The 18,241-nt window shown below is 63.4% G+C and carries 2 protein-coding genes (1 of these 2 cut by a window edge); both read right to left on the bottom strand.

Annotated elements, in window-relative coordinates; translation table 11 throughout:
- Window positions 1-5,921: the start of a non-ribosomal peptide synthase/polyketide synthase gene (locus tag ACGSLL_RS19955; protein ID WP_394507649.1), read on the bottom strand. 9,067 nt of this gene lie to the left of the window's left edge; the window shows 5,921 of its 14,988 coding nt (coding positions 1-5,921); its start codon is at window positions 5,919-5,921; the stop codon falls past the left edge of the window.
- A complete protein-coding gene (locus ACGSLL_RS19950) occupies window positions 5,921-18,241 on the bottom strand; it encodes a non-ribosomal peptide synthetase (RefSeq protein ID WP_394507648.1) in 12,321 nt (4,106 codons plus the stop codon). The genes ACGSLL_RS19955 and ACGSLL_RS19950 overlap by 1 nt, the downstream gene beginning before the upstream one ends.

Raw genomic sequence — 18,241 nt, 5'->3', positions numbered from 1 at the left:
ATCCGCCCGATGTACTCGATGACGCCGTCGGCGCGATAGCGGGCGAGATCGCCGGTGCGATACAGGCGACCGCCGTCAGCGGCAAACGGGTCGGGGATGAATCGCAGTGACGTCAGATCGGCACGGTTCAGATAACCGCGCGCCAGACCGGCACGCCCGACATACAGCTCACCGATGCAACCCTTGGCCACCGGAATCAGATCAGCGTCGAGCAGGTACCACGACAGATCAGCGATCGGCACGCCGATCGGGCTGCTGGCGTCGCCCTGCAAATCGGCCATCGACAGCGGCCGGTAAGTGACGTGCACAGTGGTTTCGGTGATGCCGTACATGTTGATCAGTTGCGGCGCCTGAGCGCCAAAACGCTCGAACCACGGCCGCAGGCTCTTGACCTCCAGCGCCTCGCCGCCGAACACCACGTAACGCAGCGCCGACTGTTGCGCGGCATGCTCCGGCGCGCAGGCCACTTGCATCAGTTGCTTGAACGCCGACGGCGTCTGATTGAGCACGGTGACGCCTTCGCGGCAGAGCAAGGCAAAGAAGTCTTCTGGCGAGCGGCTGACCTCGTAAGGCACCACCAGCAGTTTGCCGCCGTACAGCAGCGCACCGAAAATCTCCCACACGGAGAAGTCGAACGCGTAGGAATGGAACAGGCTCCAGACATCGTCCGCGCCGAAATCGAACCAGGCATCGGTGGCCTCGAACAGGCGCAGCACATTGCGATGGGCGAGCAAGGTGCCCTTCGGCTGACCGGTCGAACCGGAGGTGTAAATCACATAGGCCAGGTTGTCGGCGCTCATGCTCACCTGGGGATTGCTGTCGCTGACACCCTCAAGGGCTTCGCGACCCTGATCGAGCATCAGGCTGAGCACGCAATCTGGAACGGGCAACTGCGCAAGCAGATGGCTTTGGGTCAGCAGCAAACCGATGCCACTGTCGCCGATCATGTAGCTCAGGCGTTCTTGCGGATAGCTCGGATCCAGCGGCACATAAGCGCCGCCGGCCTTGAGAATCGCCAACAGACCCACCAGCATGTCGAGGCTGCGCTCCACCGCCAGGCCGACGCGCACATCCGGGCCGACACCCTGCGCAATCAGTTGGTGGGCCCATTGGTTGGCCCGGCGGTTGAGCGCGGCATAACTCAGCGTCTCACCGACGCAGCTCACGGCGACGGCGTTTGGTGCGCGGGCGGCCTGGGCTTCGATCAGATGATGCAGGCACTGTTCGCTGGGGAAATCGACGACCGTCGGGTTCCATTGCAGCAGGGTCGCCGCACGCTCGGCGGCATCGTGCAGCGGCAGATCAGCGATGCGTTGAGTACTGTCGGCCACGATCCCGTGCAGCAGATTGAGCCAATGCTGCGCCAAGCGCTCGATGGTCGCCAGGTCAAACAAGTCGGTGGCGTAGGTCAGTTCGGCCCAGACGTTGTCAGCCGACTCGAAAGTGTTCAGCGTCAGGTCGAACTGCGCGGTGTTCGAGGCCCATGGCAGGCCTTCGATCTGAAGTTGCGGCAGGCGCGTTGCTCCCTGTCCCTGGCGGGCCTGGCTCTGGTGATTGTGCATTACCTGGAACAGCGGGCTGTGGCTGAGGCTGCGTTCCGGTTGCAGCGCATCGACCAGTTGCTCGAACGGCAGGTCCTGATGGGCCTGTGCGCCGAGCACGCTGTTTTTCACTTGTTGCAGCAGACTGAGGAAGGTCTGCTGACTGTCGAATTCGGCTTTGAGCACCTGGGTGTTGACGAAGAACCCGATCAGGCCTTCGGTCTCGACCCGATTGCGGTTGGCCACCGGTACGCCGACGCGGATATCAGCCTGACCGCTGTAGCGATGCAGCAGGGTCTGGAATGACGCCAGCAGCAGCACAAACAGGGTGACGTTTTCACGCTGCGCGACCCGTTTGAGCGCCGTCGCCAGTTCAAGGTTCAGCGGGACATCCTGACGGGCACCGCGATAGCTTTGCTCGGCGGGGCGTGAACGGTCACTCGGCAGTTCCAGCAAGGGCTGCTCACCGTCGCCAAGTTGTGCCGTCCAGTAATCCAATTGACGCTCGCGCTCACCGGCGTCCATCCACTGTTTTTGCCACACCGCGTAATCGGCGTATTGCACGGGCAATGCCGGCAAATGCGCGATCTGGCCCTGGCTGTAAGCGGCGTATAACGCCACCAGCTCATCGACCATGACATTCATCGACCAGCCATCGGAGACGATGTGGTGCAAGGTAATGACCAGCGCATGATCGTCCGCGGCCAGACGCAGCAATTTAACCCGCAGCAGCGGGCCTTGCTGGAGATCGAACAAGTGCAGGGTTTCTGCCGCGACCAGCGCTTGCAGTGCCGCGTCATCCAGCCCGGTAACCTCCTGCACTTGCAGATCCAGCGCGCCGTGAGCCTGAATCACTTGCAGGGTGGTGCCCTGCTGTTCGACGAAGCAGGTGCGCAGGGATTCGTGGCGTTCGATCAGCGCATCAAAGCTGCGCTGCAACGCTTGCAGGTCCAGCTCGCCGCGCAGACGCAGCGCCGCCGGGACGTGATAAGCCGTGCTGGTCGGCTCCAGTTGCCAGAGGAACCACTGACGTTCCTGCGCATAGGAAAGCGCCAACGGTTGCAGACGCGGCAAGGCAACAATCGGTGGTTCCTGGGTTGCCTGATTGACGCCCAGCGCGGCAACGAAATCTTCCAGCGTGCTGTGTTCGAACAGGCTACGCAGCGGCACTTGCACATTCAGCGTCTGACGCACGCGCGACACCACTTGGGTCACCAGCAACGAGTGGCCACCCAGTTCGAAAAAATTGTCGCTGAGGCCTACTCGGTCCAGCTGCAACACCGCTTGCCAGATCTCGGCGACGGCGTGCTGGGTGGCGGTTTGTGGCGCAACGTAAGTTGACTGCAACTGGCTGGCGTCTGGCGCCGGCAAGGCTTTGCGGTCGACTTTGCCATTCGGGGTCAGCGGCAGTTGGGCGAGAAACAGCAAGTGCGCCGGCACCATGTAATCCGGCAGCTCGGCCTTGAGGCTGGCCTTGAGTGCGGCGCGCAGTTCGCCTTCATCGACCCCGCTGGCAGATGGCACCACATAGCCGACCAGTTGCGCGCCGGTCGGGCCGTCCTGCGCAATCACCACGGTTTCGCGCACGCTGTCGAGCGCGAGCAAGCGGGCTTCGATCTCGCCCAGCTCGATACGGAAACCGCGAATTTTCACCTGATGGTCGATACGCCCGATGTATTCGATCACACCTTCGGCACGATAACGGGTCAGGTCGCCGGTGCGGTACAGACGCGCACCGGTTGTGGAAAACGGGTCCGGTACAAAACGCTCGGCGGTCAGGTCTGGACGCTGGAAATAGCCGCGCGCCAGGCCCTCGCCACCGATCAGCAATTCACCCGGCGCGCCGAGCGGATTCAGCTCAAGGTCACTGCCGAGGATGTACAACGCGGTATTGTCGATCGGCGTGCCGAGGAATGGTCGGCTGTTGTCGGCACTCAGGGCATGTTGCGCCGACCAGATCGTGGTTTCGGTCGGGCCGTACAGGTTCCACACGTTCGGCGTCAGCGCCAACATGCGCGTGGCCAGTTCCTGCGGCAGCGCTTCACCGCCACAGAGGAACGTGCGACCTTTTAGAATCGCTACGTGTTCGTGATCGAACAGCATGCGCCAGGTCGAGGGCGTGGCTTGCAGCACGCTGACGGCGTGGCGCTCAATCAGATCGAGTACCGCGTACGGGTCCTGCTGCACATCCTTGCCGGTCAGTACCACGCAGGCACCAGCCAGCAGCGGACCGTAGATTTCCAGGCCGAAAATATCGAAGGAGAACGTGGTCAGCGACAGCATGCGATCAGCGGCGGCAATCCCCGGCTGTTTGATCATGCTCGCGACAAAATTGCTCAGCGCTGCGTGGCGCACCATCACGCCTTTGGGTTTACCGGTGGAACCCGAGGTGTAGATCGTATAGGCCAGGTGTTCGCCAGTGACGGCAACCTGCGGCGCAGTCTGTGGGTAAGTCGCCAGCCAGTCTGCTGGCTGATCAAGCAGCAGCGTTTGCACGCCCGCCGGGATCGACAACTGCGCCTGCACATGCGCCTGGGTCAGCAGCCATTGCAGGCCGCTGTCCTCGATCATGTAGGCCAGCCGATCCTGTGGGTAGGCCGGGTCCAGCGGCACATAGGCACCGCCGGCCTTGAGGATCGCCAGCAGGCCAACGAGCATGTCGGCACTGCGCTCAAGCGCAATCCCCACCAGCCGATCCGGTCCCACGCCGGCCTCGATCAGCTTGTGCGCTAGCTGGTTGGCGCGGGCATCGAGCTCGCCGTAGGTCAGCACTTCATCATCGATGATCAGCGCCGTGGCATGCGGATTCTGGTGCGCCTGCAAGGCGAAGTCCTGCTGCACGCAGTCGCCATGCGCGCTGTGATCCGCCACGCGCAACCAGTCCTGCAGCAGCACGCCATGCTCGGCCTGTTCCAGCAGCGGCAGTTCGCCGACACGTTGCGTTGGAGCGGTGACGATGCCTTGCAACAGGTTTTGCCAATGACGGGCCAGACGCTCGACAGTTTCAGGCTTGAACAGATCGGTGGCGTAGGTCAATTCGGCGGCAAAACCGTCGCTGGATTCATACGTATTGAGGGTCAGGTCGAACTGCGCGGTGCGCCCTTCCCACTGCACGTCCTCGACGCTCAATTGCGGCAGTTGGGCCGCGCTGCGCCCTGAGTCACGGCTGGTCTGGTGGTTGAACATCACCTGGAACAGCGGGCTGTGGCTCAGGCTGCGCTGCGGTTGCAGGGCTTCGATCAGTTGCTCGAACGGCAGGTCCTGGTGCGCCTGCGCCGCCAGCGCCGCTTGCTTGACCTGAGCCAGCAACTGGTTGAACGGCAGTTGCCCATTGATCTCGGCGTGCAACACCTGAGTGTTGACGAAGAAGCCGATCAGGCCTTCGGTCTCGACGCGGTTACGGTTGGCGGTCGGCACGCCAACGCGAATCTGCGCCTGGCCACTGTAGCGATGCAGCAATGCCTGAAACGATGCCAGCAAGACCATGAACAGGCTCGCGCCTTCGCGCTGCGCCAGTTGCTTGAGCGCATCGCCGAGTGCCGCCGGCAGGTTCAGCTCCAGGCGTGCCCCGCGCAGGCTTTGCATGGCCGGACGCGGGAAGTCGATCGGCAGTTCAAGTACCGGCTGCTCGCCGTCCAGGGTCTTGATCCAGTACGCCAGTTGCCGCTCGCGTTCGCCCGCCTCCAGCCAGTGTCGCTGCCAGATCGCGTAATCGGCGTATTGCACTTCCAGCGTCGGCAGGCTCAGCGGCTGTCCGCCGGTGTCGGCGGCGTAATGCTGGATCAGTTCATTGACCAGCACTTTGATCGACCAGCCATCGGAAATGATGTGGTGCTGGATCAACACCAGCACATGGTCATCTGCGCCAATTTCGAGCAGAGCCACGCGCAGCAGCGGGCCGTGTTGCAGATCGAACGGGCGCGCCGTCTCGCTTTCAACGAACGCCTTGATCGCCGCCTCGCTGCCGGCTGCATCGAGCCCTGCGGGCAGCGCGGCCACGGCGATGTTCAATGGCAACTGCGGGTGAATCACCTGGCAAAAGCTGTCGCCGTGCTCAGTGAAGGTGGTGCGCAAACTTTCGTGGCGCGCCGCCACGGCATCGAAGCTGCGTTGCAGCGCCGCGACGTCCAGTTGCCCCTTGAGGCGCAAGGCGCTGGGGATGTGATAAGCGCTGCTGTGCGGGTCCATTTGCCAGAGGAACAACTGGCGTTCCTGCGCATACGACAGAGGAATTGCCGCGAACCCGGAACGCGTCTCCGGGATCGGCAGATTGGCCGGCGAGACGCCCTCTTCGAGCATCTTCTCCAGGTACAGCTTGCGTTTGTCCAGCGGCAGAGTGATAAAGCGCTTGGCTACCCTCAAAGCAACACTCTTGTCCATCAGACTTCCTCCATATCGTCAAGCAGGGCTTCCAGCTTGCTCAGTTTCTGTTCGTTGATTGCCCCGCCTCCTGTATCGAGTCGAGCGACAAAATCGCTCAGGACGGGGTGCTGGAATAACAGTTGCGGGGTCAGCGTCAGACCCAGTTCAAGGGCCATGCGCGACACCACGTTGACCGCCAGCAGCGAGTGCCCGCCCAGTTCGAAGAAGTGATCGTGCAAACCGATGCGTTCAACCTCGAGCACTTGCTGCCAGATCGCCGCGACCTGCTGCTCAAGCTCGCTCTGCGGCGCCACCCAGGCGGCCTGCATCTGGCTGGCATCCACCGCCGGCAAGGCCTTGCGGTCGAGCTTGCCGTTGGGGGTCAGTGGCAACTGCTCAAGGAACAGCAGGTGCGCGGGAATCATGTAGTCAGGTAACGAAGACTTGAGGCCAGTCTTTAGTCCGTCGCGCAGTTGCCGCCGCGCTTGACCGTCCTGCATGTCCAGTTGCGGAGCGACCACGTAGGCCACCAGTTGCGCGCCGTTATCGCTGTCGACCGCCAGAACCGCCGCTTGCGTAACCTCGGCTTGAGCGAGCAATCGCGCCTCGATCTCACCCAGTTCGATACGGAATCCTCGAATTTTCACTTGATGGTCGATACGCCCCAGGTACTCCAGTTCGGCGTTTTCGCGCTGGCGAATCAGGTCGCCGGTGCGGTACAGGCGCTCGCCGGTGCCGGCAAAAGGATTGGGTACGAAACGCTCGGCGGTCATCGCCGCGCGGCCAAGATAACCGCGAGTGATGCCAGCGCCGGACAGGTACAGCTCCGCCGCAACGCCCTGCGGCACCCGATGCAGATCGGCGTCCAGCAGATGACTGGCGCTGTGCTCCAGCGCGCGACCGATGCGCGGCTGGCCGCCGGTGACGCGGCGGGTCCAGGTCGAGTACGTGGTGTCTTCCGACGGGCCGTACAGGTCGTAGACTTGTTCGACGTTCGGCTGTTGATACAGCACGTCGACCAGGCCTTGCTTGAGCGGTTCGCCGGCCAGGTTGATGATCCGAACGCTTTGCGGAATCTGCCCGACACGTTGCAGCGCGGCGATAGCTGACGGCACGGTATTGATCAGGCGCACCTGCTCCCGCGCCGGCAGTTGCGCCAGTTCCAGCGCGTTGCGCGCGATGATCAGCGAACCGCCATTGGCGAGGGTCACAAACAGCTCCCACACCGACAAATCGAAGCACACCGACGTCGACGCCAGCACACCCTGAATATCATCGCGGCTGTAGACCCTGGCCGACCAGTCGATCAGCGCCATGACATTGCGATGGGCAATCGCCACGCCTTTTGGTTGGCCGGTGGATCCGGAGGTGTAAATCACATAGGCGAGGTTGTCGGGCTCTACGTTCGTTTGCGGGGCAGCGGTTGCGTAGCTGCTCAGGTTAACTTGATCCAGCAATACCACTTGAGTCGAGGCAGGCACGCTCAACGTCGCGGCAACCGCTTGCTCGGTGAGCAACACTCGCGCGCGGCTATCTTCGAGCATATAAGCGACGCGATCGGCCGGGTAGTCCGGGTCCAGCGGCACATAGGCGCCACCAGCCTTGAGCACTGCCAATAGCGCGATGAGCAATTGCTCGGAACGCGGCATCGCCACGCCCACCCGCACTTCCGGACCGACGCCCATTTCGATCAGTTTGTGCGCCAGACGATTGGCCTGTGCGTCCAGGTCGCCATAGCTCAATTGTCTATCGTTGAAGGTCACCGCCAGCGCATTCGGCGTCGCCGCTACGCGATCAGCAATTGCCTGATGAACGCACTGTTCAGTGACGAACGAGGTGTCAACGCACGGAGCGTTTTCGATCAGTTGCAACTCGCCAAGCGTGCGCTCGCCCGCCTCGCTCATCTGCATCAGCAGACGCTGCAGATGCGCGCCCAACTGTGCCACGCTGGCCGGGGCGAAGCAGTCACGCTGATAGCTGAAATGCACCGACAGCTGGGCGCCCAGGCTCACCAGCAGGGTCAACGGATAGTTGGTCTGCTCCTGATTGACCACCGCACCAAAGCGCAGGCCTTGCGGCGCGCCACGTTCCAGCGCCTCGGCGATCGGGTAGTTCTCGAACACCATCAGGCTGTCGAACAGCGCATCGCCGCCCTGCCCGGCCCAACGCTGAATGTCGGCCAGCGGCGTGTGTTCGAATTCGCGCGAGGCGAGATTTTGCCCCTGCACAGCTTGCAGCCATTCGACCAGACTCTGCTGCGCGTGCGGCGCGGCGACCACCGGCAAAGTGTTGATGAACAGACCGATCTGCGCCTCGACGCCCGGCACATCGGCCGGCCGCCCGGCCACGGTGGCGCCGAACGCCACGCAGGCTTTGCCGGTGTAACGCTGCAACAGCAACAGCCACGCCGCTTGCACCACCGTGTTGACGGTGACTTTCGCCGCCCGGGCAAAGTCGCTCAGGCGCCGGGTCAGGTCGGCGTCCAGCACCTGATAATGATCGCCGTAACCGACGCTCGGTAAAGCGTCGTTCGGCCGCGCGATGGCCTGGGCCAGACGTGTCGGCTCGTGCAGTTCGCGCAACGTTGCCAGCCAGTAATTTTCGGCCGCTGCCGCGTCCTGACGCTGCAACCAGCCGATGTAATCACGATAGCGCCCCGCTGGCCGCGCGACCGCTTCGCCGCGGTAGTGCTGCAGGACTTCGCCAAGCAACTGCGCGCTGCTCCAGCCGTCCATCAGGATGTGGTGATTGGTATAGATCAGGTGATGCCGATCAGTCGCCGTGCGCACCAGCACCAGACGCAACAACGGCGCACTGTTCAGGTCCAGGCCCAGCGCGCGCTCTTCGTCGGCGAGGGTCTGCAACGCTGCATTGAGGTCGCTCTTGTCGCGCCAGTCAATGACGCTGAACGGCACCTCGACCTGACGCTGCACCACTTGCAACGGTTGCGGCAGATCGCCCTGCCAGAAGAAGCCACTGCGCAAAATGTCATGGGCATCCACCGCCGCCTGCCAGGCCGCGCGGAAACGCTGAGGGTCGACACCGTCGACGTCGAGGCGCATCTGGTTGATGTAGTCGCCATTGCCGTGTTCGAGCAGGGTGTGGAACAGCATGCCCTGCTGCATCGGCGACAACGGGTAGATGTCATCGATGCTCTGCGGCGCCAGCACCAAGCCATCGAGCTGCGCTTGCGACAATTGCGCCAGCGGGAAGTCCGACGGCGTCACGCCACGGTTGCCGCTGGCGCAGCAATGGCCGATCAGGGCCGTCAGTTCCTGATGATAATCATCGGCCACACGCTGAATGGTCGCCGCGTCGAACAGGCCGCTGCTGAAAGTCCAGCTCAGGTCCAGCTCACCGCCGAAAACCTTGCCGTTCAGCGCCAGCGCATTGCCCAGCGGGCCTTGCAGGTTGACTTCGGTACCGGCGAATTCGCCGGTCGGTACGAACAAGGCCTGATCGGCCTCAGCGAAACTGCCGTCGAACTGGCCCAGATAGTTGAAGGTCAGGCACGGTACTGGCAAGGCTTGCAGGGTCTGGCGTGCCTGTTCATCGCCCAGGTACGCCAGCGCGCCGAAGCCGATGCCCTTGTGCGGAATCGCCCGCAATTGTTCTTTGATTTGCTTGAGCGAGGCGCCCAGCTCGACGGCTGGCGTCAGGCAGGCCGGGTAGACGCTGGTGAACCAGCCGACGCTGCGGGTCAGGTCGATGTGCTCGAACAGGTCTTCGCGACCGTGGCCCTCAAGCAGCACCAGCGCCCTGTCGGCACCGGTCCAGCGCACCAGCACCCGCGCCAGCGCGGTCAGCAGCAGGTCGTTGACCTGCGTGCGATAGGCCTGGGGTGCGTCCTGCAACAGCTGGCGAGTCAGGGCCCTGTCCAGTTTGCTGCGGATAGTCAGCGCCTGATCGTGTCGTTGCCCACCGTCCGGACGGTCGTACGGCAACGCCGCCGAGGCGCCGTGCAACTGCTGCTGCCAGAAGCCCGGTTCGGCTTGCAAGGCAGGGCTGGCAGCGTAGTCCTGCAACGCCGTTGCCCAGTGCTTGACCGCGCTGGTCTTGGCCGGGAGCAGCACAGCCTGACCGGCGCTGATCTGCCGATAAGCGTTTTGCAGGTCTTCGAACAGGATCCGCCACGACACGCCATCGACGACCAAATGATGAACGATCAGCAACAGCCGTTGCGTACCGTCAGCCAGGTTTGCCAGCACCGCGCGGATCAGCGAACCGCCACTGAGTTGCAGACTGCGCTGCGCCTTTTCGCTCAGCGCTTGCAAAGCTTCCAGGTCAGCGACCTCAACCTGCCAGAGAACGGTTTTGCCCCCCTGCGTGGCGATGTCGCGGTAATGCGCGGCCCAGCCGTCAGCCTGCTCGACAAATTGCAGACGCAAGCTGTCGTGATGCACGACCAGCGCATCCAGCGCTTGCTCCAGGACCTGCGCGTCCAGCGTCTGCGTCGGTTTGAGCATCACCGACTGGTTCCAGTGATGCCGCTCGGGAATCGCCTCGGCGAAGAATGCCTGGTGAATCGGCAGCAGCGCGCTGTTGCCAGTCACCGCTTGCTGATCGATCAGGCGCAGCGCTTCACCGGTCTGCGCAACCATGGCCAGCGCGGCAACGGTCTGGTGCTGAAACAGATCTTTGGGGGTGAAGCGTATCCCGGCCTGCCGCGCGCGGCTGACCACTTGAATCGAGATGATCGAGTCGCCGCCCAGCTCGAAGAAATTGTCGCTGATGCCGACCTGCTCAAGCTTGAGCACGTCCTGCCAGATCGAAGCCAGTTGCTGCTCCAGCGCGGTTTGCGGCGCCACATAAGCCTGTTGCAGTTGGCTGATATCCGGCTTCGGCAGGTTCTTGCGATCGAGTTTGCCATTCGGGGTCAGCGGCAGGCGCTCAAGACGCAAAACGTACGCCGGAACCATGTGTGCGGGCAGACTGGCCTCGAGTTGCGCGCGCAGCGCGTCAGTGAAATCGGCACGGTTCGAATCACTGACCACGTGCGCCACCAGACGCTTGCCGCTGCCGGCAGTGCCTTCCTGCGCCACCACTACCGCTTCGCGCACGCCGGCAAGGGCTTGCAGGGCGGCTTCGACCTCGCCGAGTTCGATGCGGAAACCGCGAATTTTCACCTGATTGTCGATGCGATCGAGATAGTCGAACGTACCGTCGGCGCGCTGACGCACCAGATCCCCGGTGCGATAGAGCAAGCCACCGGTGGTGCTGAACGGGTCAGCAACAAAGCGTTCGGCGGTCAACCCCGGACGGTTCAGGTAACCGCGCGCCAGACCGCTGCCACCGAGGTACAACTCACCAGCCATGCCTTGCGGCAGCAGGTTCAGCGCAGCGTCGAGGACATAGGCGCTGCGGTCGCCGATACGGCTGCCGATCGGCGCGTACGCCGCGCCGCACGGTTCTTCGCGGCCGGCCTTCCAGATCAGCGGCGTGACCACGGTTTCGGTCGGGCCGTAACCGTTGATGATGTAATCCGGATCCAGCGCCCGCTTCACTCGCTCGAAACTGGCGCTCGGTACGGCATCGCCGCCGAAGCAGTAAATCCGCACTTTCGGCGGTTGGCCAACGCGCTCGGCGTGCTCGGCCAGTTGCTGCAGATACACCGGCGGGAATGCCACCACGGTCACACCGTGCTCAATCATCGCGTTGTAGGTCTGCTCCGGCGTCCACAAGGTGTCGTCGCGAATCAGCAGCGAGGCGCCGTGGGTCAGGCTGGTCAGCCAGCGCTCGTGGGCGCCGTCGAAGGCAAACGACATGAAGTGGAATTCGCAGTCGCTGTCGCGCATTTCATAGCGCTGACCGATGGCCTGACAATGCATCGCCAACGGACCGTGGGCGACGCTGACGCCTTTCGGATTGCCGGTGGAACCGGAGGTGTAAATCACATAGGCAAGATTGTCAGGATCAAGTTGCACCTGCGGTGCAGCGACCGGCCATTCGCTCACCTCCAGACGATCCAGCTCCAGCAGCGGCACCGCTGCGGCGACTGGCAGTTGCGCCGACACCGACGAATCGCTGATCAGTAGCGCCAGCCCGGAATCCTCGATCAGGTAGGCCAGACGCTCACGCGGGTAGCTGGTATCCAGCGGCACATAGGCGCCGCCCGCCTTGAGCACCGCCAGCAGTGCAACAATCACCGCCTCACTGCGCGGCAAGGCCACGCCGACGCGGGTTTCCGCACCGACGCCTCGGGCGATCAGCGCATGGGCCAGTTGATTGGCGTGCTGCTCAATTTCGCCGTAGCTGAAATGCCGCCCATTGAAGATCACCGCTGTGCGCTGCGGACGCTCGGCGGCCAGTGCGGCGATGCGCTGATGCACACTGATATTCAGCGGGTACGGCTGCGGCTGGTTTTCGGCTTGCTGACGAGCCTGTTCGTGAGCATCCGCGAGGGCGATTTCACCGAGGTTACGCGTCGCTGACAGCGCGAATTGTTCGAGTAGTTGCAGCAGATGCGCACTGATGCCTTCGATCACCTCGCGAGCGAACTGGCCGCGGTCGAAGCTGTAGTGCAGCGCCAGTTGCTCGCCGAGGGTGACGGCGACGCTCAGCGCATAGTGGGTCTGCTCAAGGTTGCCGACCTCGCCGAACTGCAGACCCTGCCCGGCCTGACTCAGCGCCTGGGCAATCGGGTAGTTTTCGAACACCAGAATGTTGTCGAACAGCGCTTCGCCGCCCTGCCCGGCCCAGCGCTGGATGTCCGCCAGCGGCGTGTGCTCGAAATCGCGCAGGCTGAGGTTCTGCGCCTGTACCGCTTGCAGCCAGTCGCCAACACTTTGATCCGGACGCGGCGCGCCGACCACCGGCAAGGTATTGATGAACAGACCGACCTGTTGCTCGATGCCCGGCAACTCGGCCGGACGCCCGGCCACCGTCGCCCCGAACGCCACTGCGTCAAGGCCGGTGTAGCGTTGCAACAACAGCAGCCACGCGGCTTGCACCAGCGTGTTGACGGTGACTTTCTGCTGACGGGCGAACGCTTCAAGACGTTGCGTGCGTTGCGCGTCCAGGGTCAGGTAAAGATCGCCATGACCGCTGTGCTGCTCGCCAACAGTGGCCGCGCGCGCCAGTCGGGTCGGCTCGTGCAGCGCAGCCAGTTGCTCGGTCCAGAAGGCCTCGCTCAACTGGCCGTCCTGGCGCTTTAGCCAGGCGATGTAATCGCGATAACGCCCGCCATTGTTTACCGGCGCGCGACCGCTGTAGCGCTGCAACACCTCGCCGAGCAGCTGCGCATTGCTCCAGCCGTCCATCAGAATGTGATGATGGGTGTAAATCAAATGCCATTGCTCGGCACCCGTCTGTACCAGCAGCAGTCGCAACAGTGGCGCATGCGTCAGATCAAATCCCTGTTGCCGCTCGGCATCGGCCAGTGTCGCGAGCGCCGTCGGTTGATCGTCGCGGTCGCGCCAGTCGAGCGTGGTGAAGGGCAATTGCATCTTTTTGTGAACGACCTGCAGCGGCTGCGCCAACTCGCCCTGCCAGACAAAACCACTGCGCAAAATATCCTGCGCATCGACCGTGGCCTGCCACGCGGCACGGAAGCGCTCGGGGTCGAGGCCTTGCACATCGACACGCAACTGGTTGATGTACTCACCCGCCGCCTGTTCGTACAACGTGTGGAACAGCAAGCCCTGCTGCATCGGCGACAGCGGATAAACATCGTCAAGCTGACCTGCCGGCAGCGGCAGCGCATCGAGTTGCGCCTGGCTGATGCGCGCCAGCGGGAAGTCCGATGGCGTCGCCTGCGCAACGGGCAATGCACAGCAATGCTCGATCAGCGCGTGCAGCTCGATGGCGTACTGATCGACCAGCGCCTGCACCGTTGCACTGTCGAACATCTCACGACTGAAGCCCCAGCTCATCGACAGTTCACCGCCGTAGACCTGACCTTCCACGGTCAGCCAGTTGGCGAGCGGTGCCGCCGGATCCTGGGCGACGCCGCTGGTTTCGGCGGACGGCACGAACAGCGCCGCCTCGTCGAACTGGCGATCAAACTGGCCGAGGTAGTTGAACGTGATGCGCGGTGGCGCCAGCCCGGCCAGTTCGGCGCGCACCGCTGGCGCCGCCAGATAACGCAGCACGCCGTAGCCCAGACCTTTGTTCGGCACCGCGCGCAGTTGCTCCTTGATCATTTTGATCGAAGCGTCGAGGTCTTCGGCCGCCGTCAGCTTGACCGCGAACAGACTGGTCAACCAACCGACGGTGCGGTTCAGGTCGATGTCATCGAACAGGTCTTCGCGGCCATGCCCTTCCAGTTCGATCAGCGTGCCCGGCTGCTGGCTCCAGCGGCTGACGGTGCATGCCAGCGCCGTGAGCAACAGATCATTGACCTGAGTGCGATACGCCGCCGGCGCCTGTTGCAGCAACTGGCGGGTGCGCTCGGCGTCGAGGCGCCATTCGATTTTCTCGCCGTGGCGATTTTCCAGACTGCCCTGCGGGCGGTCGCACGGCAGATCCCGAGCGTCCTGATGCTGGGCTTTCCAGTAAGCCAGTTGCTCATCGAAACGCGAAGCCTCGCCAGCAAGGCGCGCGGTCCAACTCTGGAACGCGTGGGTTTTCGCCGGCAACTGAATGCCGCCACCGGCCGCCCGTTGCTCGTACGCCTGCTGCAGATCTTCCAGCAGTAGGCGCCAGGAAACCCCGTCGACGACCAAGTGATGAATGATCAGCGCCAGACGCTGGCTACCGTCCGCCATGTTCACCAGCACTGCGCGCAGCAACGGCCCTTGTTGCAGATCGAGGCTGCGCTGGGCCTGGTTGCACAGCGTCTGCAATTCTTCGGCGGATTGAGCATCGCGCACCCACAGCTCAGCACTGTCGATCAGCGGACCATGGCTTTGCTGCCAGCCTTCAGCGGCTGCGATAAAACGCAGGCGCAAGGCGTCGTGATGATTGATCAGTTGCGTCAGCGCCCCGTCGAGCCACCGCGCGTTCATGGTTTGGCGCGGGGTCAGCAGCAGCGACTGATTCCAGTGTTCACGCACCGGCATCGCCTGGCTGAAAAAATGCTGCTGGATCGGCCCGAGCACTGCGGCGCCGGTTACAGCAGCCTGATCCACGCTGGTCTGTTGATCGAGACTTGCCACCCGCGCCAGGCTGCGCACGGTCTGGTACTGGAACAGATCACGCGGGCTGAGGCGAATGCCGGCCTGTCGCGCGCGACTGACCACTTGAATCGAGATGATCGAATCGCCGCCCAGTTCGAAGAAGTTGTCTTCCAGGCCCACGCGCTCACGGCCGAGCACGTCTTCCCAGATCGCCGCGAGGGCTTTTTGCAGCGCATCCTGCGGTGCGACGAACGCTTGCTGTGGCGCGGCATCCGCTGGCGGCAAGGCCTTGCGATCAAGTTTGCCGTTGGCGGTGACCGGCAATTTCTCCAGCGTGATCAGGCAGGTTGGCACCATGAACTCGGGCAGACTACCGAGCAACCAGGCTTTGACGTCTTGCTGCCAGTCGGCGGCCGGTTGCGGATTTTCCAGCACCAGCCAGGCGACCAGCTGTTTGCTGTCTGGCACCAGCACTACCGCTTCGCGCACCAGCGGGTGCTGCATCAGGCGGGTTTCGATTTCGCCCAGTTCGATGCGCAAGCCGCGCAGCTTGACCTGATGGTCGAGACGACCGAGGTATTCGATCACCCCATCGCCACGCTGGCGCACCCGGTCGCCGGTGCGATACAGGCGCGCGCCGGGATGGAACGGGCACGGCACGAAACGCTCGGCGGTCAGCCCCGGGCGCTGGTGATAACTGCGCGCCAGCCCGGCGCCGCCCAGGTACAGCTCGCCGGCCACACCACTGGGCACCGGCAGCAATTCGGCGTCGAGCACGTGGGTGCGCAGGTTGGCGATCGGCCGACCGATCGGCACGCTGTCGGCGCCCTCATCGACGCACGTCCAGTGGGTCACGTCGATGGCCGCTTCGGTGGGGCCGTAGAGGTTGTAGAGACCGGTAGCTGGCAGCTTGGTGAAGACTTGCACTTGCGCGTCCAGCGGCAGTGCTTCACCGCTGCAAACGATGCGTTTGAGGCCGACGCAGCTTGCCACGCCGGGCTCGTGAATGAACGCCTGCAACATCGACGGCACGAAGTGCAGCGTGCTGATGCCGTAGTGGTTGATGGTGTCGATCAGTTGCAAAGGATCGCGGTGCGCGCCCGGCGCGGCGACCACCAGCCGCGCACCGGTCAGCAACGGCCAGAAGAATTCCCAGACCGAGACGTCGAAACTGAACGGGGTTTTCTGCAACACCGCATCGCTGGCCTCCAGCCCGTAGGCCTCCTGCATCCAGCACAAGCGGTTTACCAGCGCTGCGTGGCTGTTGCCGGCGCCTTTCGGTTTACCGGTGGAGCCCGAGGTGTAAATCACGTACGCCAGGTTCAACGGATCGACACTGACGTCGGGACGCTGGTCGCTATAGCCTTCGAGCAGATCGGGCTGGTCCAGCGTGATCACCTGCACCGCATCGGTCGGCAGCGCTGAGCGCAGCGCAGCCTGAGTCAACAGCAAAGTGATGCAGCTGTCCTCGATCATGTAGGCCAAGCGTTCCTGCGGGTATTCCGGATCGAGCGGTACGTAAGCGCCGCCGGACTTGAGGACTGCCAGCAGCGCGACGACCATCTCCACCGACCGCAACGCGCAGACGCCGACCAGACTGTCGGCGCGCACACCGTGTTGGCGCAGCAGATGCGCCAGACGGTTGGCCCGGGCATCCAGCTCGGCGTAGCTCAGCGACTGTTCGGCGAACAACAGCGCCGGCGCATCCGGTGTGCGCGCAACCTGCGCTTCGATCAGTTGATGAATCGGCGTGCTGCTCGGGTAGTCCGCGTGAACACTGTTCCACTCATGTACCAGAGTGTGTTGCTCGTCGGCGTCGAGCAGCGGCAATTCGCCGATGCGTTGCGACGGATCGGCGACCATCGCCGCAAGCAGGCGCAACCAGTGCTGCGCCATGCGCTCGATGGTCGGTGCCTCGAACAGATCGCTGGCGTAGGTCAATGCGGCATGCAGCTTGCCCCCCTGCTCGTAGGTGTCCAGCGTCAGGTCAAACTGAGTGGTGCGACTCTGCCAGTCGAGGCTGTCGAGCACCAGGCCCGAGGCGGTGCTGAGGCTGGCGATATCGGCCACCTGCGGCTGGTGGTTGTACATCACCTGAAACAGCGGCGTGTGGCTGAGGCTGCGTTCCAGTTTCAGTGCTTCGACCAGTTGCTCGAACGGCAGATCCTGATGGGCCTGAGCGCCGAGCGCCGTTTCCTTGACCGCGCGCAACAGAGCGTCAACCCGCGTCTGCCCCTCCAGTTGCGTGCGCAGCACCTGGGTGTTGACGAAGAAGCCGATCAGCCCTTCGGTTTCGCCCCGGTTGCGGTTGGCAATCGGCACGCCGACGCGGATATCGTTCTGCCCGGTGTAACGGTGCAGCAAGGCGTTGAACGCCGCGAGCAACAGCATGAACAAGGTGACCTGATGCTGCTGGGCGGTATGGCGCAGCTGCCCGGCCAAGACTTCATCGATGGCGAATTCGTAGCGCGTACCGCGATAGCTCGGCATCGCCGGGCGCGAATGGTCCAGCGGCAGCTCCAGCACCGGATGCTCGTCGCCCAGTTGCGCCTGCCAGTACTCGAGTTGCCGCGCCTGCTCGCCCGCCTCCAGCCAGCGCCGCTGCCACAGGGCGTAGTCGCTGTACTGGATCGGCAACGCGGCCAGTTGCGGCGCGAGACCGGCGTCGAACGCGTCATAGCAACGGATGAACTCGTCGATCAGCACGTTCATCGACCAGCCATCGGAGACAATGTGGTGCAGGGTCAGCAGTAGCACGTGTTCCTGCTCGGCGAGCTTGAGCAGGGTCACGCGCAGCAGCGGGCCGACCGCCAGATCGAACGGCAACAGCGATTGCTGTTCGGCGGCACTGACCACGGCCTGCTCCCGTTCGCTGGTCGGCAACGCGCTGAAATCCTCGTGCTTGATCAGCAAAGGCGCAGTGGCTGGTACTTGCAGCAAGCTGTCGTCAGCCTGACGCTGGAACACCGTGCGCAGGGTTTCGTGGCGCTCGAGCAGACTGGCAAACGCCTGCTCCAGCGCGAGCAGATTCAACCGACCGCTCAGGCGCACCGCGCCGGGCAGGTTATAGGCGCCGCTTTGCGGATCGAGCTGCCAGAGAAACCACATGCGCCGTTGCGCGTAGGACAATGCCTGACGGTCCTCGGCCTCGATGCCGGCGGGAATCGGGAACCGGGCGAAATCGACGCCCTCCTTGTGCAGGGCCGCGAGGAACATCTGGCGCTTTTCCAGGGGCAACCCGATAAACCGGCGAGCAAGTTTCAAGGAGTCTTCAGCATTCAT

This window comes from Pseudomonas retamae, from assembly GCF_043496865.1.
In the GTDB taxonomy this organism is placed as follows: Bacteria; Pseudomonadota; Gammaproteobacteria; order Pseudomonadales; family Pseudomonadaceae; genus Aquipseudomonas; species Aquipseudomonas retamae.
Note: the sequence above shows the minus strand (reverse complement) of the source record. Positions and strands in the feature narration are given on the sequence as shown.

What these genes read in the sequence shown, in the direction of transcription:
- ACGSLL_RS19950 (WP_394507648.1), bottom strand. Translation starts at nt 18,241, where the DNA reads ATGAATGCTGAAGACTCCTTGAAACTTGCTCGCCGGTTTATCGGGTTG.